The sequence below is a fragment of the Sphingobacterium corticibacterium genome (assembly GCF_004208525.1).
GTDB classification, from domain to species: Bacteria; Bacteroidota; Bacteroidia; order Sphingobacteriales; family Sphingobacteriaceae; genus Sphingobacterium; species Sphingobacterium corticibacterium.
Map to the genome: position 1 here is coordinate 1,970,382 of NZ_SGIT01000001.1, position 24,210 is coordinate 1,994,591.

19 protein-coding genes and 1 tRNA gene are annotated in these 24,210 nt (G+C 40.6%); 8 read left to right on the forward strand and 12 right to left on the reverse strand.

The annotated features are described in order from the left end of the window. Positions 1-11: 11 nt before the first annotated feature. Complete coding sequence (locus EWE74_RS08550; protein WP_130141044.1) at positions 12-2,099, forward strand: TonB-dependent receptor; 2,088 nt, start codon at positions 12-14, stop codon at positions 2,097-2,099. Here the strand turns inward: EWE74_RS08550 and EWE74_RS08555 are convergent. Next, a complete protein-coding gene (locus EWE74_RS08555; RefSeq protein WP_130141045.1) occupies positions 2,094-3,290 on the reverse strand; it encodes a class I SAM-dependent methyltransferase in 1,197 nt (398 codons plus the stop codon). The two genes, EWE74_RS08550 and EWE74_RS08555, sit on opposite strands and share 6 nt — an antisense overlap. Before the next feature lie 42 nt (positions 3,291-3,332). Here EWE74_RS08555 and EWE74_RS08560 point away from each other — a divergent pair, with 42 nt between their 5' ends. After that, complete coding sequence (locus EWE74_RS08560; RefSeq protein ID WP_130141046.1) at positions 3,333-4,121, forward strand: Cof-type HAD-IIB family hydrolase; 789 nt, start codon at positions 3,333-3,335, stop codon at positions 4,119-4,121. 36 nt (positions 4,122-4,157) lie between these two features. On the opposite strand, the gene trxB is transcribed toward EWE74_RS08560, so the two are convergent. The 4 genes from trxB to pyrE form a co-directional block, all read right to left on the reverse strand. After that, positions 4,158-5,126 carry a thioredoxin-disulfide reductase gene (trxB, locus tag EWE74_RS08565; protein ID WP_130141047.1) on the reverse strand — a complete coding sequence of 323 codons (969 nt, stop codon included), beginning with the start codon at positions 5,124-5,126 and terminating at the stop codon, positions 4,158-4,160. A gap of 36 nt (positions 5,127-5,162) precedes the next feature. Next, the gene (locus EWE74_RS08570) at positions 5,163-6,092 is read right to left on the reverse strand and encodes a 3'-5' exonuclease (RefSeq protein ID WP_130141048.1); all 930 of its coding nucleotides are present in this window, start codon (positions 6,090-6,092) and stop codon (positions 5,163-5,165) included. Between the two features lie 153 nt (positions 6,093-6,245). Next, complete coding sequence (locus tag EWE74_RS08575) at positions 6,246-6,644, reverse strand: SRPBCC family protein (protein ID WP_130141049.1); 399 nt, start codon at positions 6,642-6,644, stop codon at positions 6,246-6,248. Positions 6,645-6,663: 19 nt separating this feature from the next. Then, positions 6,664-7,308: an orotate phosphoribosyltransferase gene (gene pyrE / locus EWE74_RS08580; protein ID WP_130141050.1), complete on the reverse strand. Its 645-nt coding sequence runs from the start codon at positions 7,306-7,308 to the stop codon at positions 6,664-6,666. Positions 7,309-7,330: 22 nt separating this feature from the next. On the opposite strand from pyrE, the gene EWE74_RS08585 reads away from it, so the two are divergent. Beyond that, a complete protein-coding gene (locus EWE74_RS08585) occupies positions 7,331-7,915 on the forward strand; it encodes an NUDIX hydrolase (RefSeq protein WP_239018588.1) in 585 nt (194 codons plus the stop codon). Here the strand turns inward: EWE74_RS08585 and EWE74_RS08590 are convergent. Beyond that, entirely contained in the window at positions 7,899-10,325 is a 2,427-nt protein-coding gene (locus EWE74_RS08590) for a glycoside hydrolase family 95 protein (RefSeq protein WP_130141052.1), read from the reverse strand. The two genes, EWE74_RS08585 and EWE74_RS08590, sit on opposite strands and share 17 nt — an antisense overlap. A gap of 136 nt (positions 10,326-10,461) precedes the next feature. After that, positions 10,462-10,938 carry a hypothetical protein gene (locus tag EWE74_RS08595; RefSeq protein WP_130141053.1) on the reverse strand — a complete coding sequence of 159 codons (477 nt, stop codon included), beginning with the start codon at positions 10,936-10,938 and terminating at the stop codon, positions 10,462-10,464. Between the two features lie 218 nt (positions 10,939-11,156). On the opposite strand from EWE74_RS08595, the gene EWE74_RS08600 reads away from it, so the two are divergent. Next, positions 11,157-11,238 (forward strand) — tRNA-Leu (locus EWE74_RS08600). A 723-nt stretch (positions 11,239-11,961) separates the two neighbouring features. On the opposite strand, the gene EWE74_RS08605 is transcribed toward EWE74_RS08600, so the two are convergent. After that, positions 11,962-12,576: a DUF417 family protein gene (locus EWE74_RS08605; protein ID WP_130141054.1), complete on the reverse strand. Its 615-nt coding sequence runs from the start codon at positions 12,574-12,576 to the stop codon at positions 11,962-11,964. A gap of 87 nt (positions 12,577-12,663) precedes the next feature. Next, positions 12,664-13,485: a helix-turn-helix domain-containing protein gene (locus tag EWE74_RS08610; RefSeq protein WP_130141055.1), complete on the reverse strand. Its 822-nt coding sequence runs from the start codon at positions 13,483-13,485 to the stop codon at positions 12,664-12,666. A gap of 177 nt (positions 13,486-13,662) precedes the next feature. Here EWE74_RS08610 and EWE74_RS08615 point away from each other — a divergent pair, with 177 nt between their 5' ends. Both EWE74_RS08615 and EWE74_RS08620 read left to right on the forward strand, forming a co-directional pair. Continuing rightward, the gene (locus EWE74_RS08615) at positions 13,663-15,885 is read left to right on the forward strand and encodes a bifunctional alpha,alpha-trehalose-phosphate synthase (UDP-forming)/trehalose-phosphatase (protein WP_130141056.1); all 2,223 of its coding nucleotides are present in this window, start codon (positions 13,663-13,665) and stop codon (positions 15,883-15,885) included. A gap of 11 nt (positions 15,886-15,896) precedes the next feature. Beyond that, on the forward strand, positions 15,897-17,705 hold the full coding sequence (locus tag EWE74_RS08620; protein WP_130141057.1) for a glycoside hydrolase family 15 protein: 1,809 nt from the start codon (positions 15,897-15,899) through the stop codon (positions 17,703-17,705). Positions 17,706-17,715: 10 nt separating this feature from the next. Here EWE74_RS08620 and EWE74_RS08625 read toward each other — a convergent pair whose 3' ends face one another. The 3 genes from EWE74_RS08625 to alaS form a co-directional block, all read right to left on the reverse strand. Further along, complete coding sequence (locus EWE74_RS08625) at positions 17,716-18,405, reverse strand: response regulator transcription factor (protein ID WP_130141058.1); 690 nt, start codon at positions 18,403-18,405, stop codon at positions 17,716-17,718. Between the two features lie 95 nt (positions 18,406-18,500). Beyond that, positions 18,501-19,595, reverse strand: coding sequence for a TlpA disulfide reductase family protein (locus tag EWE74_RS08630; RefSeq protein ID WP_130141059.1), 1,095 nt, complete (start codon positions 19,593-19,595; stop codon positions 18,501-18,503). A gap of 78 nt (positions 19,596-19,673) precedes the next feature. Next, positions 19,674-22,286, reverse strand: coding sequence for an alanine--tRNA ligase (gene alaS, locus EWE74_RS08635; protein ID WP_130141060.1), 2,613 nt, complete (start codon positions 22,284-22,286; stop codon positions 19,674-19,676). Between the two features lie 151 nt (positions 22,287-22,437). Between alaS and EWE74_RS08640 the strand changes: the two genes are divergently transcribed. Together EWE74_RS08640 and EWE74_RS08645 are read left to right on the forward strand one after the other, a co-directional pair. Further along, the gene (locus tag EWE74_RS08640) at positions 22,438-23,292 is read left to right on the forward strand and encodes a universal stress protein (RefSeq protein WP_130141061.1); all 855 of its coding nucleotides are present in this window, start codon (positions 22,438-22,440) and stop codon (positions 23,290-23,292) included. 11 nt (positions 23,293-23,303) lie between these two features. Beyond that, entirely contained in the window at positions 23,304-24,164 is an 861-nt protein-coding gene (locus EWE74_RS08645) for a universal stress protein (RefSeq protein WP_130141062.1), read from the forward strand. Positions 24,165-24,210: the final 46 nt, after the last annotated feature.

The following is a 24,210-nucleotide window of genomic DNA, read 5'->3' on the forward strand; positions in this document are numbered from 1 at the left end:
ATCAGACGCACATGCTTTCTAAATTTTTTTTTCTCTCTACTATCATTACAATATTATTTACGCCTTGTGTTGTTTGGAGCCAAACGACGGATAGCATATCCACCGAACAAGAAATTAATCCTATTCATATCAACGCTTATTTCAGCCAACAGCCCATTCTGGAACTAACATCGGCAGCGCACACGATAAGCTCGCGTCTGGTAGACGTACAACAAACCAACTCTTTACTTCCCGCTATTAACACTGTAGCAGGGGTGCGCATGGAAGAACGTTCGCCCGGAAGCTACCGATTAGCGATGCGCGGAAGTCTTATCCGATCTGCTTTTGGGATTCGAAACGCCAAGATATATATAGATGATTTCCCACTGACCGACGCCGGAGGGAATACTTATTTAAACCTTCTCGATCCAGCGGCTATAGATGCGATACATATCATTAAAGGCCCCGATGGTTCTTTGTATGGTGCTAATTCCGGTGGTATTATTCATATAGCTCCAAACGGTTTTGACGTGCGCAAAAATAGTAGTTCTGTCTTATTAAGTGGTGGATCATTCGGTTTGTTTCAAGAACAACTTTCTATACAACAGAAAGTAAACGATAACTACAGCTTTTCTTTCGATCAGTCGTTTACACGATCGGATGGATACCGTGACAATACGGCATTGAATAAGAAAACGCTCCAAACGGCACATCGCTGGAAATACACGCCAAAAAACGAAATCCGTTTTTTGGCTCTGTATAGTGATTTGGGTTATCGTACACCTGGAGGGTTGACGCAAGCGCAGATGGACGAAAATCCGCGCATGTCACGACCAGCAGCTGGTCCAAACCCCAGTGCTAAAGAGCAGCAAGCAGGCATATACAACAAAACGTTTTATGGAGGTATAGCACACCACGCTCAGCTATCGGATAGACTTTCTCATGTGATTAGCGTTTTTGGTTCAAACACCGATTTCGAAAATCCGTTTATCACCAACTACGAATATCGAACAGAGAAAAACCTCGGTCTACGCACCTACTTTTCATATAAGAACGAGGATATGCAGCACTTTCAATGGCAAATGCAGCTAGGTTTGGAGAGACAAAAGGGATGGAATAAAATTGACAACTACGACAACGATGAGGGATTATCCACCGCCCCGCAGGCAAAGGATGATTTAGATAATATACAAAGCAGCTTCTTCTACCGTGCCATGGCAAAATTATACCGCCGCTGGACGATTGAAGGCTCATTAGGACTCAACCAATCGAAAATAAAATATCGCCAGCGCTTTCCAGAGGTAGAGAATCCTACAGGTCAGATTGATTTTGGCAGTATATGGATGCCCCGGATAGCAACATCCTATCTCGTAACAGATGGATTAGCTTTTCGCGGTTCAGTTTCCAAGGGGTATTCTCCACCGACCATTGCCGAAGTTAGATCTTCTGACAACATCATCAACACCGAACTGAAGGCGGAAACAGGCACCAATTATGAAATAGGTGCACGCCTGGAAACAAAAAGCCGACGATTTATAGCAGACCTTAGCTTTTATCGTTATCACATGGAGAACGGTATTGTTCGGCAGCTGCGTGCAAACGGTGCTGAATATTATGTGAATGCTGGAGAAATAAAACAAAAAGGTATCGAAGCGTCTATTTGGACTTATATATTGACGCCGCGCCATAAAAGGATTATACAATCATTAAGCTTACATTCCGCCGCTTCTTATAATTATTATCGTTTCGGCGACTATCAGGTAGATAATAATGATTTTTCTCGCAATAAGGTCACAGCAGTACCAGATTGGGTATGGAGCAACACACTCTTGATCAGTTTACCAAAGCAATTCGGATTGAACCTTTCACATAACTTCACATCGGTCATGCCGTTGAACGATGCCAACACGGTATTCTCTGAAAAATTCCATTTGGTACAAGCAAAAGCAACATGGACATGGCGACTAAAAAAGCGGCAACAATTACAGTTCTTCGCCGGTGTAGACAATCTCCTAGATGAACGGTATAGTTTAGGCAATGACATCAACGCGTTTGGCGATCGCTTTTTCAACCCTGCTCCTACCCGAAATTATTATGGCGGAATGAAAGTTATTTTATAAAATCGTCTTATCCAATTCCATTAGCCGTTCTAAATGATGATAGGTTATACCAAAATATGCTTTTGTAGATGCTATTTTCGCTAAAATTTCTTCTTGTCTTCGGATATTAATCGATTTCTTTTCGCCTACCACCAGCACATTTTTAGGTGTATGGGCATCCGATACAAATTGAAAGACTTTGGTTTGGTAACCAAAATACTCCATAATTAATGCACGTATGCCATCGGTCACCATTTCGGCCTGACGCTCCATAAAAATGCCATGTTTAAGCAGGAAATCCAATTCATTCTTCGTTTTATTCTTTTCTATTTCCCGGCGAATCTGTTTATGACAACAGGGTGCGACCACAATAAGGTCTGCATCATGCTTAATACCTTTAGCAATAGCATCGTCAGTTGCTGTATCACAAGCATGCAAGGCAATCAAAATATCTAAATCATCGTGGGGTTCATAGTCTTCTATGGCCCCCTGTATGAAAAGCAAATCTTTAAAATCCGATTTGGCAGCAATCTGATTACATAACTCCACTAAATCTTTACGGTATTCAACGCCCACTAACGAAACCCTTTTTCGGAGCGTATATACTAAATAATCATACAAAGCAAATGTTAAGTAACCTTTTCCTGCGCCCATATCGACAACATTTAATGTGTCTTTCGCTGAGAGGCGCTGTAATATAGAACTTAATATCTCTATGTAATGATTAATTTGCCTCCATTTATCTTGCGCATTTTTATATACGTTTCCTGTCGCATCCGTCAGTTTTAACGCTTGCAAATAAACTTTATCTGCACTATCCAACTTCCGTTCTTTTTGTTTATCATGTGTAAAAACAACAGGCTTCTTCGCAGTCGGATTCTCTTTCTTTAGAGACCACACGCCTTTTTTCGTGCATTGACATATTAGATTTTCCGTCTCCGTAAACAAGGTTGCCACTCGGAAACCTTCTACTTTCAAAAGCCCCTGTATCTCCATAATGCCCGTCTGTAATTCAAAGTTCTTGGTAATGTCTTGTGTTTTATAACGAAAAACAAAAGATAATTTCTTTTCTCGTTTTATAATGACCGGTTTGATATATACGTTCTTTAGATACAACTCTGTTCCATTGTAATCTCCTAAAGAAATTTTAATAAATTCCTGCTGTTGAATAGATGTTCGAATTTTGTCAAAGAAGGCAGCGTAATTATCCATAGCACAAAGATAGGGATTATAAAGAAATCGTATCTTTGTATTATGCAAAACCCTAAAATCAAAGCTGTCTTTTTCGATATAGACGGTACGCTTTTAAGTTTCAAGACACATCAAGTTCCTTCCTCTACCCAAAAGGCAATCGAACAATTGCAAAGACAGGGGATTAAAGTCATTTTGTCTACCGGTCGTTCCATTAATAGCATTGATCATGTTAAATTTTTGGATTTTGATGGGTTTATCACCTTTAACGGCGGCTATTGTGTAACACAAGAAAGTGATGTACTGTTTAAACAAGCTATCCATCCAAATGATATAAAAGCAGTTTTGAAGTATACGGAAGAACATCCGCTAAGCTTTTCTCTTATGTCCGAGAAAGAAATCACTATTTATGATGTGACACCAGAAATAGCAGGGATGTATGCACATTTAAATCTTCCTGTCCCTCCTTTAGTGGATATAAACAAAGTTGATCCCTCGAGTATTTTACAAACTAATATATTCCTAGGGCCGGAAGAAGAGGACGTTTTTATGAAAAATGTCATGCCGAACTCGATTGCATCCAGATGGACACCTCTTTTTGCCGATGTGAATCCCAAAGGACAGAGCAAACAAGTCGGAATAGATATTTTCTGCAAGCACTTCGGATTAGATATCACCCAAACGATGGCATTTGGAGATGGCGGAAATGACATTACGATGCTAAAGCATGTGGCTATTGGCGTAGCGATGGGGAATGCTAACCCCGAAGTAAAAGAAATCGCGGATTACATTACAACAGATGTAGACAACGATGGCATTTGGAATGCCCTACACCACTTTAAAGTCATATAGAAAAGCATAGGCGCAAAACTTTGCGCCCATACAAATTTATTCTTCAACAAAACTTTCTTTGGCCGCCAAATAGCGTTCAGCTTCTAATGCGGCCATGCAGCCGGTACCTGCTGCTGTAATGGCTTGGCGATATATATGGTCTTGTACATCACCGCTTGCAAAAACACCAGGTATATTAGTAGCCGTACTATCCGGCTTCGTAATCAAATAGCCTGTCTCATCCATATCAAGAATTCCTTTAAATAGCTCTGTATTAGGTTTATGCCCAATAGCTACAAAGAACCCTGTAACATTTAAATGCTTTATTTCCTGTGTCTGGTTGTTCACAACCCGCACGCCTGTAACCCCTGATTCATCACCTACTATTTCTTCTGTTTCCGAGTTGTACAACACTTCAATATTCGGTGTATTCATCACGCGATGCACCATGGCTTTAGAAGCCCGGAATTCGTCACGACGCACCAGCATATACACTTTCCGACACAACTTGGCTAAATAAGTTGCTTCTTCCGCTGCTGTATCCCCCGCACCTACAATCGCCACATCTTGGCCTTTGAAGAAAAAACCGTCGCAAACCGCACAAGCAGATACACCAAATCCATTATATTTTTCCTCCGAAGGCAATCCCAACCATTTTGCGGTAGCACCCGTCGCAATAATAACTGTTTCTGCAGAAACCCATGTCGAACCGTCTATCTCTACTTTGTGTGTACCGCCATCTCCCGAAAATTCTACTTTCGTAGCGTAACCAAAACGCACTTCCGTTCCGAAACGTTCGGCTTGTGCCTTTAGATCTTCCATTAAAACGGGCCCCGTAATACCTTGGGGATAACCCGGGAAATTATCTACTTCAGTCGTTTGCGTCAATTGTCCTCCTGGTACAATCCCTGTATATACTACGGGATTTAAATCGGCTCGAGCTGCATAAATTGCCGCTGTATACCCCGCAGGCCCTGATCCAATAATCAAGCATTGTACGTGTTCTATTTCTGTTGTATTTGTCATTTTTTAATTCATTGTTCGTAACTTATCACTTAAAACTTATTTCCCAAATTTTCCCTGAAGCTGTTTAAGCATATCGTCCGTAATAGGTTTAGCAGGAGTCTGTTCCCTCGTCGGACGAGGCTTATGTACCTCTACCCGACTATTTTGTTGCTGCTCTTTCTTTTTATTTCGATGTGCATTCCACAGTTTCTCTAACACCTTTTTAGTATATCGTGGAAAATCCCCTTGCTGCATCCAGGCATAATAGCTAGGTTCTACATCAAATACATCGACTACCTTTCTACCTTTGTGTTTGCCAAAATTGATACATGGATCGCCTTCCTCGTCGTACACCAAGCGGCCGGCAAAATCAACCGGGTTGCTCAGATTGGTAAACCGATGCAAAGCTTCGACGTCGTTTACGACGGGAGTCGTTACATTCCCATGTTTATCTTCAAAGGCTATTCCTTCATATTTTGACAATTGTGCCTTTAATACTTCATATGTTGCTCGTACGTCAGCCTCTGCAGTATGCGCATTTTCCAATGATGCATCACAATAGAACTTATAGGCCGCTTTCAAAGTCCGTTGTTCCATTTGGTGAAAAATATTTTGTACGTCAACGAAAGCTCTTCCCTCTAATGAAAAATCGACTCCGGTACGTAAAAACTCTTCCATCAACATGGGTACATCAAATTTATTCGAGTTATAACCAGCTAAATCGGCGTCTTCTATAAAGTTTTTGATTTCTTCGGCTCGTTCTCTAAAGGGAGGAAGATCTTTCACATCTTCATCATAAATCCCATGAAACATAGAAGATTCAGCAGGTATTGGCATTTCGGGATTAATCTTCATCGTCAATACCTCTTCTTTGCCTCCAGAAGATATCTTTAATATAGATAATTCAACGATACGATCTACGGCAATATTTACCCCCGTAGTTTCCAAATCAAAAAAAGCCAGCGGGCGTTTTAATTGTAATTCCATCTAATAGCGATTGATTATAAACTCTCGTACAACAAATGTACGAAACTCTTCGGTCTTGTTAAACACATCACGGATTAATGACACAATTATCACGGTAAAATAAAAATCCCCGATTTTCATCGAGGATTTGCTTTTCGTATGCTAAAGGATCTCTTATCCTAAGATACTTTTCAATGTATTTACCTGATAGTCGACTAGTTTTTGAAGCGGACCAGAAGCCATCATTTTCATCATCATATTAAGTTCAGCTTCCATCACAAATGTGGCGTTGGTGGTATTTATACCTTTATCTTCCAGCTTCCATCGTAAGGTAAGCGCAAACGGGGCGTCTTCTATTGGCACACACACGATTTCTTTATTCACTATTCGCTGACTTATTTTCAACGCTAGTTTTGCCATATTCTTGATGGCAAAACGAGCTTCGTCTTCGGTCGACGACCAGTTTTCAATGTTGTTGGGCATAAGCTGTTCGTGGTTATTCATATCCGCTAAAAACGCGTATACCGCTTCTATAGGCTTCTCAATATCAACACTGTTTTGAATAATGGTCATATACTTTATTTTTAATACATTATTTCCCAGTCCACGTCGACGGATCTTTACGCCATTGCTCCAACAGCGCCACATCAGATTCCAAAATGTAGCCGTTGTTAACCGCTACATTGATAAGCGCATCATAGTTGCACAAGCTAAAGAATGGACATTTAGCATCTGCAAAATTTTTGACTGCCTGATCAAAGCCGTAGGTAAAGATCGAAACTAATCCAACCACATTGCACCCTGCTTCACGCAATGCTTCTACAGCTTGTAAGCTACTCTTTCCGGTAGATATCAAATCTTCCACGACAACTACACGCTGTCCACTAACAACCTCTCCTTCAATAAGATTTTGACGACCATGGTCTTTCGCACTGCTGCGAACATACGTAAATGGTAAACCTAGATCTTGCGCGACCAATACGCCTTGAGGTATTCCCGCTGTTGCTACACCTGATATCATTTCAACAGTTCCAAACTCCTCCTGAATCAGCTGTGACAGCTGTTGGCGAATATAAGTTCGGATTGCCGGATGTGATAATGCAATACGATTATCACAATAAATTGGAGATTTCCAACCCGATGCCCAAACAAAAGGGTTTTTAGGTTGTAATTTTATTGCTTTAATTTGCAATAAGGATTCAGCAATTTTTTGTTCAACCTCATTTAACTTATTCATGGCACAAATTTATAAAATTTATATGAACGAATCTCAGCTTATTTTGGCTGATTTTCTACCAAAGAAACTGTCTAATGTTCAAACAATTGGTTTACAAGACATTGATCTTGAAAAACTTTTTCAGGCTTCTAAACAGAAAACAACAAAAGGCATAACTTATCTCTATATACATCCTGATGTAACGAAAGTTTTCAAATCCGTCTTGCAAAAGCCCGAAATTATAAAAGCCGCTGGTGGATTGGTTAAAAATGGAGAGGGTGAATATCTATTTATACACCGGTTGGGAAAATGGGATTTGCCCAAAGGCAAAGTAGAAAACAACGAAAAGATGAAAGAAGCGGCTATCCGTGAAGTAGAAGAAGAGTGTGGTATCCGTATAAATTACATGGGGTCCAAGCTCCAAACTACCTATCATACGTATATGATGCGCGGGAAGTTCGTTCTCAAGCAGACAAATTGGTATGAGATGGGGGTGAATAAATCACCAAAATTGATTCCACAAACAGAAGAAGACATTACCGATGCGCGCTGGATTGATAAAGACGATTTTGATATGGTTTTGGAAAACACTTATCCATTAATTTCACAAATTATGAAGGATATATAGTTAATCTCGTTTCCTTACCCTCGTCCAATTCTAATGTTATAAATCCATTTTCAATGGTTAAACTCTTGCCGTTTTGTTTAATGGAGGAGATATAGGCGGGAACTTTTAATTTAAACGTATTGGCAACGGATGCTTTCAGCATTAACGATGTGATTTTTTTATCTTTCCATTGTATGCTCATTTCTGCTCCGCCACGCGCCCGCAATCCTTTCACATTTCCATGGAGCCATGCATCAGGCAGTGCCGGTAATAGCTCTATATACCCATTATGACTTTGAAGGAGCATTTCTGCAATACCAGCGGTACCGCCAAAATTCCCGTCAATTTGAAACGGTGGGTGACTGCAAAACAAGTTATTATATGTTCCGCCCCCACTACTCATTTTTATCTCACTGCCTACGGTTGGCTCAAGCAAGCTTTTCAACAACTTATAGGCGCGGTTGCCGTCTTGTAGCCGCGACCAAAAATTCACTTTCCACGCACGAGACCAACCCGTACCATCGTCACCACGTCGATTAAGTGTTTCACGGGCAGCAGCAGCCAATTCGGGCGTGGTTTCCGGAGAAATCTGGTTTGATGGATATAGCCCATATAAATGCGAAACATGGCGATGATTTGGATCGACTTCCCGATAATCCTGAAGCCACTCCTGTAAATACCCTTCCTCACTGATTTGCATAGGTGGTAACTTCGCTAAAACTTCTCGTATTTTAGCTGTATTTCCATCTTCTATATCAAGGATTTCGGCTGCTGAAAGAATGTTCGAAAACAGCTCACTGATAATCTGCACATCCATAGTAGGTCCCATGCACACAAATATGGGTACGGAGTCTCCGGAGAGGTAAAAAGCGTTTTCTGGGGAAGACGAGGGTGCCGTCACGAGCCAACCATGTTCGGGTTCAGCAATCATACTACTAAGAAAAAACTGTGCAGCGCCCGTCAACACCGGATAAATGGAACGCAAGTACGACTTATCTTCCGTAAAGCTATAGTGTTCCCAAAGATGTGCACATAGCCAAGCCCCACCCGTATTGGTAGCGCCCCACGAGGCATGCTCACCTGGAGCCGTAAATTTCCAGGGATTGCTCATCATGTGTGCCACCCACCCATCAGCATCGTAAAATTTTCGAGCCGTAGCTTCGCCCGATGGCACCAATGACGTTGTAAAATCAATCAGTGGCCGGTGCAATTCCGAAAGATTACACACTTCCACTGGCCAATAATTCATTTGCACATTGATATTCAAATGATAATCACCATTCCACGGTGTCTGTATCTGGTTTGCCCACAAACCTTGCAGATTAAGCGGAAGCGAGTTTTCATTTGTCCCACTGATCATTAGATAACGTCCGAACTGAAAGTACAATGCGGCAAAGGCAGGATCATCGTTTGATTGAAAGTTAATAAGACGTTCGTTTGTCGGCGTAACATTATCTTGAACGCCTAGATCTAACTCGACACGATTAAATTTATTCTTGTACGTGGCAATATGTTCTTGCTTCAACTTGTTGAACGATATATTTTTTGCTGTCGTTAATAGATTGTCAACCGTCCCCTTATAGTTTTCATCAAGCATATCGGTAGAAGTAGAGATCAGCACCACAGCTTCATCGGCATTATTGATCTGTAAAGAGCTGTCACCTGCGATCAACTCACCACCCTTATTTACGATCTGCAATTTGGTCAGATAGCGTATGCCTTTGTCGGTGTTGTATCCGTCATTTAATTGTCCTTCCATAAAGATAGTGTTGCCGCTTACCCGTATTGTTGCCCGTTCTGGCCTACTCAGACGTACTTCAAATGAAATTGATTTTTTCTTATCCGCTAGGATACGGACACCCAATATATCATGGGCATGAGAAGCAAAATATTCACGCGAATAAGTCGTATTACCTTTCGTAAATTGCGTGGAGGCGACTGCATCGTTTAATGAAAGTTTACGCTGATAGTTAACAGTTTCCTCGCTTTGGGGATACATATAACGAATATGCATATTACCCAACATTTGAAAACAACCGTAAGGGGCGTCTTTCCCCTTGCCAAAAGCTGATCCCAGTCCGCCACTGCGGAAATGCGCATACATCAAGTTTTGCGCATCCATATTCTTTCCCGAAAGTAATAGCTTACGAATTTCTTCCAGATGGTCAAATGCTGTCGGGTTAAGTGCATCAGGGTCTTCACTTCCGGACCACATACTGATATCATTCAATACCACAAGTTCCGTATCAACGGCTCCATCAGGCATCATACCAATGCGGCCGTTTCCTAAAGGCAGCGTTTCCTCCCACATATTAGCCGGAGAATTATAACGCAGTGTCAACTCGTTAGACTTTTGGGCGGTACATGAAAGCACCAAAACACCCATAAATACAAATAATAGCGGTATTTTTATGTTTGGTTTTAAATACATGGTTGTTTAAGCAGTTGTTTGCAGCAAATTAACAAATATCCTGTAACTTATCCTCAAAAATACGAATAAAACAAAGGGGGCCGTTGCCCCCTTTGTTCGCTACCACAAACTAAACTACATATAAACATCTACAATCTTAACCTTCCGTACTTTCTGTCGCTGGCACTTGCCTTTCTATCGTTCCTTTTTTTCTAAACTCCCCTCTTGGTCCTTTAGCTTTGCCTTTACGATGTTGCGCATAACTTTCTTTAAGTTGCTCTTTTTGCTCTGGCGTCAGTATTTTCTCCATCTTTTCCTGCGAACCTTTCATCTCTTCGCGCCATTTGCTTTGCATTTTTTTCATTTCATCCCGATGAACTACTACCCGTTTCGCTTGTTCCAGTTGAACAGCATATACTTCAGCACGCTGTGCATCCGTAAATTTCAAACGCTTATCTAAATGGTCTGTTTTTACTTTTGCCATCTCTTCAGGTGTACGATTTGTTATCTTTTTCTCCATGCGGGGATGCTTACGCTCTCTCTTAAAGGTATGGTCTGTCTCTTTTTGTTCCTGCGCAAACGTTGCTAAACTGATTCCTGCAAACAATACTGCTAATGATAGTGCCTTTTTCATCTTTTTAGTAATTTAATTATTTTCCGTTTCTTATATAGTAGTAGATTCCGAAACGGAATAAACGTTTAATACGAAGCCGTTAAATAATGTTAACAGGAAAAGTTCTATTGGAAAAAATAAATAAGTTAAAATCAGCCAGTTTGTAAAAACAGCAAAAATATTTTTTGCAAAACCTAAAACATCTCCTATATTTGCAACGTCAAACAAGGACACAGCATGCCCAGCTGGCGGAATTGGTAGACGCGTTGGTCTCAAACACCAATATCTTCGGATGTGCCGGTTCGACTCCGGCGCTGGGTACTTTTAAAAGAGCGAACTGGTCACGGTTCGCTTTTTTTGCTTAAAAACCCTGTTTGAACGACATAGACACACCCTTGACACGGATGTTTTGGTTAATCAAGCCGAAAGCTTTGTAGACATTTTGTAGACATAATTTTTCGGCAATGGTATCAACTTATTCATCCGAACCTATGTTCAAATTTTCGTCCAAGCTTTTCGTTTGGAAAAGGCGCGTACAGAAGAATGGCTATTCTTCATCTTTAAGATCCTTCCTGTCGTCAGGATGACAGGTCACTGAGTACTGTACTAGAAACCAGAAACTGGAAACATATGTTTTTAAAGATTAATAACAATATAGCGTATATCAATAAAAATATTGGCGAAATTTTACCCCATCCTTTTTTACGTAAAAAGGGCTTTTTTCGATATTTAAAGCCCCAATAACACCCTTTTTAAAGTTTGGCAAACGCATCTTATTCCACAAATAGAAATGTTATTCCACAAATAGAAACTCTTTTCACCATAAAACGCATCTTATTCTGCAAACAGAAGTCTTATTCCACAAACAGAAACTCTTTTCACCATAAAACGCATCTTATTCCGGAAATACAAATCTTATTCTGCAAATATAAACGTGATTCACCACACCGTTCTTTGACATCTTGGTTTACACGTTTTTTTGGAGCAACACGCGTATTTCATCTTTATATATCTTATTTAAGACACATCATAATGGAAACGACGTTAGATATCCGAAATTTTGTCACTCAATGCCCTTGCACTGTCAGATGCAACAATAAGCCCTCCCGCCATCATAATAATATCTTTCAGCACTAACCTACCGGCTCCTGATAAATAAGGAAACCCATAGGCAGGTGTCGAAAAATCACCTCCTAAATTCGGCACATACACCTCCGGAGTAGTAATCAGAAAAGATAAGGTCACGATAGACATGCCAAATGTTAAAATTCCACCCCAAAAACCTATTTTAGGGAACCATATACCCAGCAGAACCAATATGCCGATGCATAAGATAACTGTTCCTAATCCATAGGCGAAAATATAGGTACCGTTTTCTTTATGCCATTGAATATTTTTTTCAACCACCTTACCTTCAGGGTTTTTATGAAGTGTATATTCCGCTACCTGTTGCCCCTCATCATTTATCGCAATCCCATCAGCTTTTTGATAAAAGAAGCTCATCAGCGGGCTATTAATAACAAAAGGCACAATTCCATCTGCCTCATATTGATATGCTTTTAGGCCTCCGATCCAAGCCATTACGATAAATATGGCTACCCGCATAAAATGAATAAAGTTGGATTGAGCAGATGCGAACAACGTTAAAATCTTTTCCATATATTTACCTTCAAAGTTTCTATTTTAGAAACAAAATTAATGGAAATAAACCGCCAAAGGAATGGATAAATCAGGGTAATCCATAGACTATTTTGCAACAATAGAGATACCAACCTGCTCCCGAAATACTTTAGGCGATACACCAACCTGTTTTTTGAAATATCTGCTAAAATAAAATTGATCTTCAAAACGAAGATCGGCCGCAATTTCTTTAATGCTTTTAGGTGTAAGATGCAGCTGCTTTTTCGCCTCCAATATCAATCTCTCCTGAATGAGCCCAGAGGGGGACTTATTATAATAATTTTTTATTTTTTTGCTAAATGCATCAACAGATAGTCCGTAATGTGCTGCATAAAATGAAACCGATCTCGAATGAATAAAATTAGCGTCAAGAACAGTCTGAAAATCGGAAACCTGCTCTTTTTGTAAAGAGATCACACTCTTCGATATCTGCATTTGCTTTTCTCTGCTGCTTAAAGCCAAGATCAATTGCAGATACGATTTTGCGATAGACAGATCGTAACTTTCATCTGAAATATTGAATTCGGCCAGTTTTTTGAAAATACCTTTGATTTCTTCAAAAACGGCATCAGGAACCAAAACAAACGGACTTTCATATATGTTATTGAAAAGAATGCCGTTACATGCAACTTCCTTCTTATGATATTCGATACAATAAAAATCACCATGAAACTTAAGTGCACCTGTAATTGGTTTATCACCAGAATTCCACTTTAAAAGTTGATGCGGAGACATAAATAGCAAATTTTTTCCCGAACATCGATATTCATTGAAGTCCACGGAAAACGAAAAGTCTCCATCAAACAATATAATAAAGTAGTAGGCTTCCTTCAGTTCTTGCAAAAATATAGGATCCTTGAAATGTTCAATTTGTATTTTTGTATTCAAGCTAGCGTTGTTTTTCCTGTTTGCAATTGTCTTCAATGATTACTTCGATAGCTAAGTTACGAATATATACACCAATAACTTAAAACAATTTCCTATCTAAGAGGTTAATATTACAGCTATTCACCGGCTATTTAAGATTTATTTTCTTATCTAAGAAAATGCACCCAAAACACGATCATGTATAAAAAAAGAACAATAATTATATCAAATCGATTACCAGTACGCATTGAAAAACACAAAGGCGTACTTAAATTTATTCCAAGCGAAGGAGGTCTAGCGACGGGGCTAGGCTCTATTTATAAAAAAGACAACAATATATGGATTGGATGGCCAGGATACATACCTGATTCCGAAGAAGAAAAGGAAATCATCAAAGAAGAATTAAAAGAATTAAACCTTATTCCCGTTTTTCTAACAATAGAACAGATAGAAGGATACTATGAAGGGTTTTCAAACGAAGTGTTGTGGCCTATCTTCCACCATCGATTGTCATACGCCGTATACAAACAAGAAAATTGGCAGTATTACAAGGAAGTAAATCAGGCATTTTGTGATACGATCTGGGCACAGCAGCTGGATGCGAAAGATGAAATATGGATTCATGATTACCAGTTGATGTTACTCCCCAAACTGATCCGCCAAGACGACGAAAAAATATCCATCGGCTATTTTCAGCATATCCCCTTCCCCCCGGACGAAATATTTCGATGTATTCCCTGGCGGAATGAATTGCTGGAAGGTTTGCTAGGTGCTGACCTTATCGCCTTTCACACGTATAATGATACACAACATTTCTTAAATGCGTGTACGCACATTATAGGACTCACTATAAAGAATAATTCATTGCAAGTGGGTGATCGCAGCGTTTATGCAGAAGTTTTTCCCATGGGTATTGACTATAATAAGTTTAGTTCTCTTGCGGAGAGCCCCGAAGTTCAAAACCGCGCACGAGCCATAAAAGAACAATACCAAAACCGCAAAATCATTCTTTCTATCGACCGATTGGATTATAGTAAGGGTATATTAGAGCGATTGCACGCCTTTGAAAACTTCCTGATCAACTGGCCAGAATATCACAGCCAGGTCGTGCTATATATGTTAGTCGTACCATCCAGAGACACCGTCCCCCAATATAAACGACTTCGTGACGAAATAGACCGGATGGCCGGACATATCAATGCCGTATACGGCACAAACGCATGGACACCCATCGCCTATTATTACAATACCTATCCAGTAGAAGAGCTTTCTGCTCTTTATACCGCTGCTGATATATGTTTGGTCACTTCTCTCCGGGATGGCATGAATCTAGTATGCAAAGAATATATCGCCAGTAAAGAAAATAGTTTGGGGGTATTAATCTTAAGCGAATTAGCAGGCGCATCCAAAGAACTGTTAGATGCGATTCAAGTTAATCCCAATGCCATCAACGAAATTAGTAATGCCATTGCACAAGCCTTGCAGATGCCCAAAGAAGAACAACGAAAGCGGATGGACGACAGCATTGAAATTGTCGAGAAATTTAACATCAATCATTGGGTCAAATTATTCTTTAACCGCTTACGGGAAATTAAAATTATCCAGCGGAATGAAATGTCTCGTAAGGTCCGTGACGAAGTCAGAGAAACGATTTTCAATACATACCACAATAGCCAAAAGCGATTATTCTTTCTAGATTACGACGGTACATTAATCGGTTTTCATAAAGATGCCGATGCAGCTGTTCCGACAACTGGATTGTATAGCATTTTGGAAAAATTACAATCCGATAGCGCGAATCAAATTGTCATTATTAGCGGGCGTCCTCGAGAAACGTTAGAACGCTGGTTTGGCGATAAAGATTATTATTTAATAGCCGAACACGGCGCATGGACAAATTATCCAGCTTATAAGTGGATACCCCGATCCCAGCTTTCCACACGATGGAAAATCCCCGTAAAACACATTATGTCGAAATTTGCGAACCTTACGGCTGGGGCTTTTATTGAGGAAAAAACATATTCTCTAGCGTGGCATTACCGAAAAGCACAACAAGGACTAGGTCAATTACGTTCGCAAGAACTTGTCGATGCGTTACGCTATCTCATTCCGCATCATGGACTTCAATTGCTTCAAGGAGACAAAGTAATTGAAGTAAAAAATGGCGAAGTGAATAAAGGTATGGCGGCCCTTGAGATCGTTAACGACTACGAACCTGATTTTATCTTCGCTATTGGTGACGACGTGACCGATGAGGATATGTTCATCGAGCTTCCCTCCGGCGCCTTTACGGTGAAAGTCGGAAATAAAAAATCCGAAGCACAATTTTATGTTGAAAGTCAGGCGGACGCCGTGAAACTCATTAATTATTTTGTAGAACAGATTGAATCGCAGCCGCAAAGCAGCAATACAAATCATTAAACGATAAACATATGAACGAAACAGCAAGACACAAATATAATTCTGGTATTATAGGTAATTGCGCTTATATCGCACATATTGAAAACGACACCAATGTAAATTGGTTATGTTGGCCATCCTTTCAAGACTCCTTTGTGTTTGGTGGTTTATTGGATAAAAAACTTGGCGGAACATTCCGTATTTTACCCCATGAAGAAACGATAAATAGCAAACAGTTCTATTTGGAGAACACCAATATTTTATGCACCGAAATAGAAACGAAAGATGGTGTTTATCAAGTTACGGATTTTGCACCTCGTTTTGAGCAATATGAACGTTACTACAAGCCCCTTACACTTATCCGTAAAATTGAGCCGATGCGCGGAAACCCTAAAATCCGGGTAATATGTGAACCTACTTATGAATACGGTGGGAAGTCCTTCCATAAATACCGAGGCAGTAACCACGTTCAATTTGAAATGGAACACATCAAGATTCGTCTTGCGACCAATATGCCGATCAGTCATTTTTTTGATGACAATACCCACGTCCTCAGTCAACCCATTTATTTGATACTAACTTACGGAAGTCCATTTGAAGCTCCTATCGCTCGTACAGCAGAGGATTTTCTCCTTCGAACAAAAGAATATTGGTATAAGTGGGTGAAGAATGCATCGGTACCCGCGTTTTATCAAAAAGAAGTCATCCGATCTGCGTTAACACTCAAAATGCACCAATACGAAGATACCGGAGCGATCATCGCAGCCAGTACGACAAGTTTACCCGAATACCCAGGGTCTGGAAGGAATTGGGATTATAGGTTTTGTTGGTTACGCGATAGCTATTATGTACTAACGGCGCTCAGCCACTTAGGGCAATTTGAAGAAATGGAAAAGTACGCCTCCTATATCGCCAATATTACACAAAATGATACCGGTAGGTTACAACCACTCTATGGTATCATGGGACAATCAGATTTGGAAGAGTATACCATCCCGTATCTGGATGGCTATTTAGGAAATAAACCTATCCGCGTAGGCAATCAAGCTTCCGAACACATCCAGAATGACGTATATGGACAAGCACTGATTGCGTTGCTTCCACTTTTTTCTGACCACCGTTTTCGGCACCAGAACCTACACGCCGCAAAATCATGGACACACCTTATTCTTCAGAAAATGACGCAGACCATCGATGAGAAAGATGCGGGAATATGGGAGTTCAGGAATTTTCAGAACCGTCATTGCTATTCGAACTTGTTCCAATGGGCAGGAGCTACAGCAGCTCTTAAAATCGCTAAACAATATGGTTTCGAAGACATCGAGGAACAAGCCAATACGATTCGTATACAGGCCGAAAAGCATATAGAGAGCTGTTATGATTCGGAAAAACAGGTATACACCAATGCTAGTGAAAGCCAAAGTCTTGATGCATCTACGCTACAGCTCATTATGATGGGTTATCTAGATCCCTCATCAGAAAAAGCGAAGAAACATCTTCAGCAGCTGGAAAAGGAACTCAAAGGTAAGCACGGCTTATTTTACCGCTACCTGCATAAAGATGACTTTGGAAAACCAAAATCAACATTTCTAGTGTGTGCGTTTTGGTATGTAGAAGCCTTGGCTTGTGTCGGCCGGCTAGAAGAAGCCCAGGATGTGTTTAAACAGCTTTTGTCTTTTGCGAATCATCTTATGCTTTTTAGTGAGGACGTCCATGAAGACGATGGCTCACAATGGGGTAATTTTCCACAAGCCTATAGCCATGTGGGATTAATAAATGCCGCCTATCGTATTGCTGTAAAATTGGATAAGCCTACTTTCTTTGATAGTTTATATGAATAAGAGGTGGCTTTTAAGCCACCTCAAACTTATATCCCACTCCCTTCACAGTAGAGACGTAATGATCGCCGATTTTTTCCCGAAGTTTACGAATATGCACGTCAATAGTTCGGTTCGTAACCACCACGGAGTCTTCCCAAATGGCTTTTAGTATCTGTTCTCTGGTAAACACCTTATTTGGTTTGGAGGCCAAAAGATAGAGCAATTCAAATTCTTTCTTGGCCAGGACAATCTTCTCACCGTCACGATATACTAGAAAAGAATCCCGATCTATAACCAAATCCAAAATTTCTAATTTATCTGTTTGATCAACGTCCGATTCTGTATTATTACGCCGTAATATCGCATTGATGCGGCTCATTAAAGCACGTGGTTTAATAGGTTTCGCAATGTAATCGTCAGCACCTACATTAAAACCGGCTATTTCAGAGTATTCTTCACTTCGGGCCGTAAGAAACACCATGAATGTTTGCTTAAATTCCGGCATAGAGCGCATCAGCCGACATGCTTCTATACCATCCATTTCCGGCATCATGACGTCTAAAATAATTAAATCTGGATTAACCTGCTTAGCAACTTCTATTCCTTCCTTACCGTTGTACGCTTGATAAACTTGATAACCTTCTTTCGTCAGACTGTATGATATTAAATCAACGATATCTCGTTCATCATCTACCACTAGTATTTTTTGATTGGCATTCATTGTTGTTTTTTTGCTAAATTATGTACTAAATGGTAAAACAACGTTAAGGATGTGTTATCAAATTGTTAACTGCTTAACAGTTGTTAAATATCTTCTTAATTTAAAGTTTGCTGCAAAAATTCAGCTAGCGCCTTACCTCTTAAATTTTTAGCTAGTATCTTCCCCTCAGGATCCAGTAAATACGATGACGGAATCGCTTTAATACGATAGTTTACAACCAAATCAGAACTCCAAGCCTGCAAATCGGAAACTTGCGTCCAATCTAAATCATCCGCTTCGATCGCCCGTATCCAGCTACCCGGATTATTATCCAACGATACACCCAACACCGTAAATCCTTTATCCTTATATGCATGGTACAGCTTCACGATATTAGGATTTTCCTGTCTACACGGCGCACACCACGAAGCCCAAAAATCAACCAGTACATATTGTCCCTTAAAATCAGAAAGTTTTACAGCTTTGTTATTCGGTGTAAATGATTCGATTTCCGGCGCCAGCTGGCCCACAGCCAATCGCTTTAGTTTCTTTGCTTCCTCTTTAAATTGAGACACGTAACGGTTATCTGTGAATGTATCTTCAATTTCATCTGCATAAGCGATAATCTCTGCTTCAGCAATCTCGGGGTCTAATGTACTCATAGCATAAAACCCCGCAAGATTTTTATGTTGTTCCGCAAATGTTACGGCTTGCTGCGTATACGCCGCTAATTTCGATTTAAACTCCGTTAAGTAATCAAAGCGTAAACTTTCGATCTCTTCGGACGACTTATTTAAGGTTGCTTTCGCAAACGCACCTTGTAATGAGTCCTGCACCAATTCTTTACGACGTTGGTAAGGGGCAAACTCTTTTAACGCTGTCGTCAACGCAGATCCTTCTACCTGATAATCCTCTGGATGATGCATATCGGCAACAAATTTCAAGGGCTCACCAGGGGTCAAAATAACAGGATACTTATTGTTCCCTACCACCACAGAAAGCAAGCGAGGCTGTGTAGCCTGCCGCTCAAATTTAAATTTATTTCCATCTGCAAGGTAGACAGAATCTAACTTTCTATCACCTTCGTGAAAAGCAATGACCTTCACATTCCCCGGGTTATCGATATGCCCTGACACATGAATTGTATTCTTCTTTGTACAGGCGCTCAGTATGCTGGTCGCCAACACCACAAATAAACCTATTTTTCTCATTTCCAATATTTAGCTATAAACAGCAAGCTATCGGCTATGAGCTTACTGCCTACAACCTATGCTTACGACTTTATCTCTTTATCTCACAAAATCCCTTGCCCGAGCAATTGCTTTCGAAAGTCCTTCGACTAACTTTCCGCCAGCCGTCGCAAAAAACGGCTGTCCGCCTCCCCCACCTTGAATATCTTTCGCCAAATCCTTAACAATAGTTCCGGCATTCCATCCACGTGCTTTTGCCAAGTCATCAGAAATCATTACGGTTAAGTTGGGTTTTCCGTCAATATTTGCTCCCAGAACCACAAATGCGTTGTCCAAAGCGCCTTTCAAAGCATAAGCCAATGTTTTTACCGCGTCAGCACTAGGGAGATCAACTATCAGCGACAAAAAATTGACACCATCCACCTGTTCCACTTTTGCTTCCAATTCCTTTTTCATCTGCAAGGATTTTTCGCGGATATGGTTCTCCATCGCTTTTTTCAGTTCATGGTTCTCATTCAACACTTTTTCCACCGTCGAAACAAAATCTTTCGGATTGTTCATCAGCTCCCGCATTTTGTCTACCAATTCAAACTGTTCGCGGATTACCGCAGCTGCTTTCGAGCCTGTTATCGCTTCGATACGTCGTACACCGGCAGCTACCGCAGATTCCGATATAATCTTGAAAAAACCAATCTGGCCGGTGCTTCGCACATGTGTACCGCCACAAAGCTCCTTCGAAAAGACGTCGTCAAACGTAATCACACGCACATAATCGCCATATTTTTCACCGAATAATGCCCGTACACCAGTCGCTATTGCTTCCTGGTACGGCACTTGCCGTTCTTCTTTCAGCACAATATTCTCCCTTATTTTCGCGTTGACGATATCTTCCACCTGTTTTTGTTCTTCCGGCGTAATCTTCGCAAAATGCGAAACGTCAAAACGTAATATATCCGGAGAGACCAATGAGCCTTTCTGATCGACATGATCTCCCAGCACCTGTCTTAAGGCAGCATGCAATAAATGTGTAGCTGAGTGATTGCTTTCCGTATCAAGCCGTTTATGCTTATCCACGACCGCTTTGAAATTACCTTCTAATACGGGCGGAAGTTCGTTTACAAAATGTACAATAAGTGCATTTTCTTTTTTGGTATCGGTAATATAGACCTTTTCGTTGGCGTCAGAGATCAACCATCCAGAATCTCCGACCTGCCCGCCACCTTCCGCATAAAATGGCGTAACGGATAAGATAAGCTGATATTGTTGCTTCCCTTTTGAAGTGACCTTTCTGTATTTTAATAGCTGTGTAGTTGCTTCCAGGCAGTCATATCCGACAAATTCTGTTTCATCACCATTCGATACCGTAACCCAATCGCCAGTATCAATTGCTGTAGCAGCACGCGAACGTTCTTTCTGTTGTTGCAGGGCACGCTGGAACCCCTCCATATCTACACGTAGTCCTTTTTCCCGTGCCAATAACCCCGTAAGGTCTATCGGAAAACCGTAGGTATCAAACAATTCAAAAGCAAAATCACCCTCGATTGCCCTATGTTCAGCAATGTAGTTCTCAAAACGTTGTATACCTGTTGTTAGCGTACGTAAAAAAGAAACCTCTTCCTCCAACACCACCTTCTGTACAAAACTCTGCTGTTGTATAAGTTCATCGAACACACCTTCAAATTGCTTTGCCAAAAGCGGGACCAGCTCATTAATAAATGGTGTTTTGAAACCAAGAAAAGTGTAGGCATAACGCACCGCTCTACGCAATATACGCCGTATAACATAACCTGCTTTATTGTTGGAAGGCAGCTGCCCGTCAGCAATTGCAAAACTCACGGCGCGTATATGATCGGACAATACACGCATAGCGATATCGGTCTTCTCATCAGCACCATACATTATTCCAGCCCTCTCCGCAATAAATTGGATAATAGGCTGGAAAACATCCGTATCATAATTCGAAGTCTTCCCCTGGATAGCACGTACCAAGCGTTCGAATCCCATGCCCGTATCCACATGTTTTGCCGGCAGGGGCTCCAATTTTCCATTCTTCAATCGGTTGAACTGCATAAATACCAGGTTCCAGATCTCGATAACCTGTGGATCATCGGCGTTGACCAGTTCTTGCCCTCTTATGGCTTCACGTTCCTCATCCGAACGCATATCATAATGGATTTCTGAACAGGGGCCGCAAGGTCCAGTTTCCCCCATTTCCCAAAAGTTATCTTTTTTGTTACCCAATAAAATCCTATCCTCCGCTACGTGGCTCTTCCAGAGATCGTAGGCGTCACTGTCCCGTTCCAGCCCTTCTTTTTCATCTCCTTCAAAAATGGTCACATACAACCGATCTTTATCCAGTTGGTATACTTCTGTGAGCAATTCCCAAGCCCAAGCAATCGCCTCCTTCTTAAAGTAATCGCCAAATGACCAATTGCCCAACATTTCAAACAACGTATGGTGATAAGTATCAATACCTACTTCTTCCAAATCATTGTGCTTTCCTGATACGCGTAGGCATCGTTGCGTGTCGGTCACACGGGTATGCTTCGGAAGCGTCTCTCCCAAAAAAATATCCTTAAACTGGTTCATCCCTGCATTGGTAAACATCAACGTGGGATCATCTTTCACAACAACTGGAGCGGAAGGCACGATATCGTGTGATTTGTTCTTGAAAAAACTTAAAAAAGCTTCGCGTATTTCTTTGCTGGTCATGGAATCCTATATATACTTATTTTCGAGGTACAAAAATAGCTAAAAATGCTTGCTCTCACAACGCTTAGCATATAGCGTATACTGTAACCAACTTTTAAATTCTTAAAACCACTTATTATTTGTACTTTTATACAGTAATCATCGACTTATAATGAAGAAGATCTTAGTACCGACAGACTTTTCGGAAAATGCATTTTTGGCTGCCCGATATGCCGCGGAAATGGCTAAAAAGCATCAATACAGTTTGCATATTATTCATTTCTACACCGCAGTCTCATCCGGTTTTGACGAAAACGAATTGGAAGGAGAACGTGTGCAATCTGACGTATTAAAGGCCGACCTGACTATGAAAGAATGGGTACATCGGCTTCAAGCCCAATACCCTGACACACCTATATCTTATCACAATGATCGCGGACTTTTGGAGGAGGCACTTCCTAAAGAAGCAAAAAAGGAAGATTATGTTGCTATTGCCATGGGAACAACAGGAGCATCAGCAAACAAAAATATATTCTGGGGAAGTAATACAGCACTGATTGTCGCAAAATCTCCTATTCCGGTTATTGCCATCCCCAATATCGAATACATTCCGACGGTAATAAAAAAGGCAGGGTTATTAACGAACTTTAAGCAAGAGGAATTGGCAACGCTTCAAGAGTTTGTCCATATTTTCAAACAAGAGATCGACGTTGCTCTTATCCATGTATACAAAGAAAGTGAAAAGGTTGCTTCGGTCAACAACCGGATAGATTCATGGGCTTTTAATGTAGACGAGTTTTCAGCGGTGCGGCAAACCGATAAACTCATAGCGCCTACTTTAAAAGAGGATAAGAACCAAGATACGATACCGGAAGTTCTTAGCACCTTGATCGATACCCAGGACATCGACATTATTTTAGTTTCAAAAACCCGAAAAACATTTTTTGAAAGATTGTTTACGTCATCGGTATCCAAAGCCATGACATTGAAGCTGCAAAAGCCGGCTTTTTTTGGAAAAACTATATAAACAATATACCCATGAGCAAAATATTAATACCCGTTGACTTTTCCGAGGATTCGCTAACTGCTATTCAATATGCTTGTCAGCTTATTTCGCAAAATGAACGAAAACAAGAAGTAGACTTCGTCCATGTTTTCACGCATCATTCTAATTCGTATGTAAACCGGCAAGCCTATCCTATTGAAGATCCGCAGGTGAAAATATCGGAAAAGCATATGGCGAAACTTTTAACAAATGTCCGAAATGAACATCCAGACATGACATTCAACAGCATATTTAAAGAAGGCAATCTGTTTGAAGAAATCAGCAAGATAACAGCCGAATTTGACTACGATGCCGTTGTTATGGGCACGAAAGGTTCCTCCGGATTAGAAGCGATCTTTCTAGGCAGCAATACCTATGATGTTATACTCAACACTAAAACGCCCGTTCTTGGCGTCCCGCAAAATACGAAAGGACTCCAAAAAGATCGAGTTGGCTTGCTCTGTAATTTTAAAGAGGGCGAAATAGAAGTACTCCAGCACGCTATTAAGCTTATTGGCAACGAATTCGAACTGGTATTGATATACGTAAACAAAGACGACCGTCGTATCAGTGATATAGATGTACAGTTTAAAGGTTGGATCGAAGAAATCATTAACCGGACTGGCATTCAGAATATTTCTTATACGATAAAACCCCAAGTACTTTATAATCGGGCCGCAGAAAATGTATCGCATGCAATTTCTAACGTTTTAATTGACGAACAGATAGATTTCTTACTCATTACCCGTAGCCGCAAAAGTATTTTCCGACGATTGGTAGAGGAAAATATTGTGCGTAAAATGGCCTACAATATGACTATACCTACCTTGTTCGCTCCTGTACGAAGCAAATAAAAACACGGCTCATTTTACGTTATTTTACTTTCTCTTGTAGTGTCTA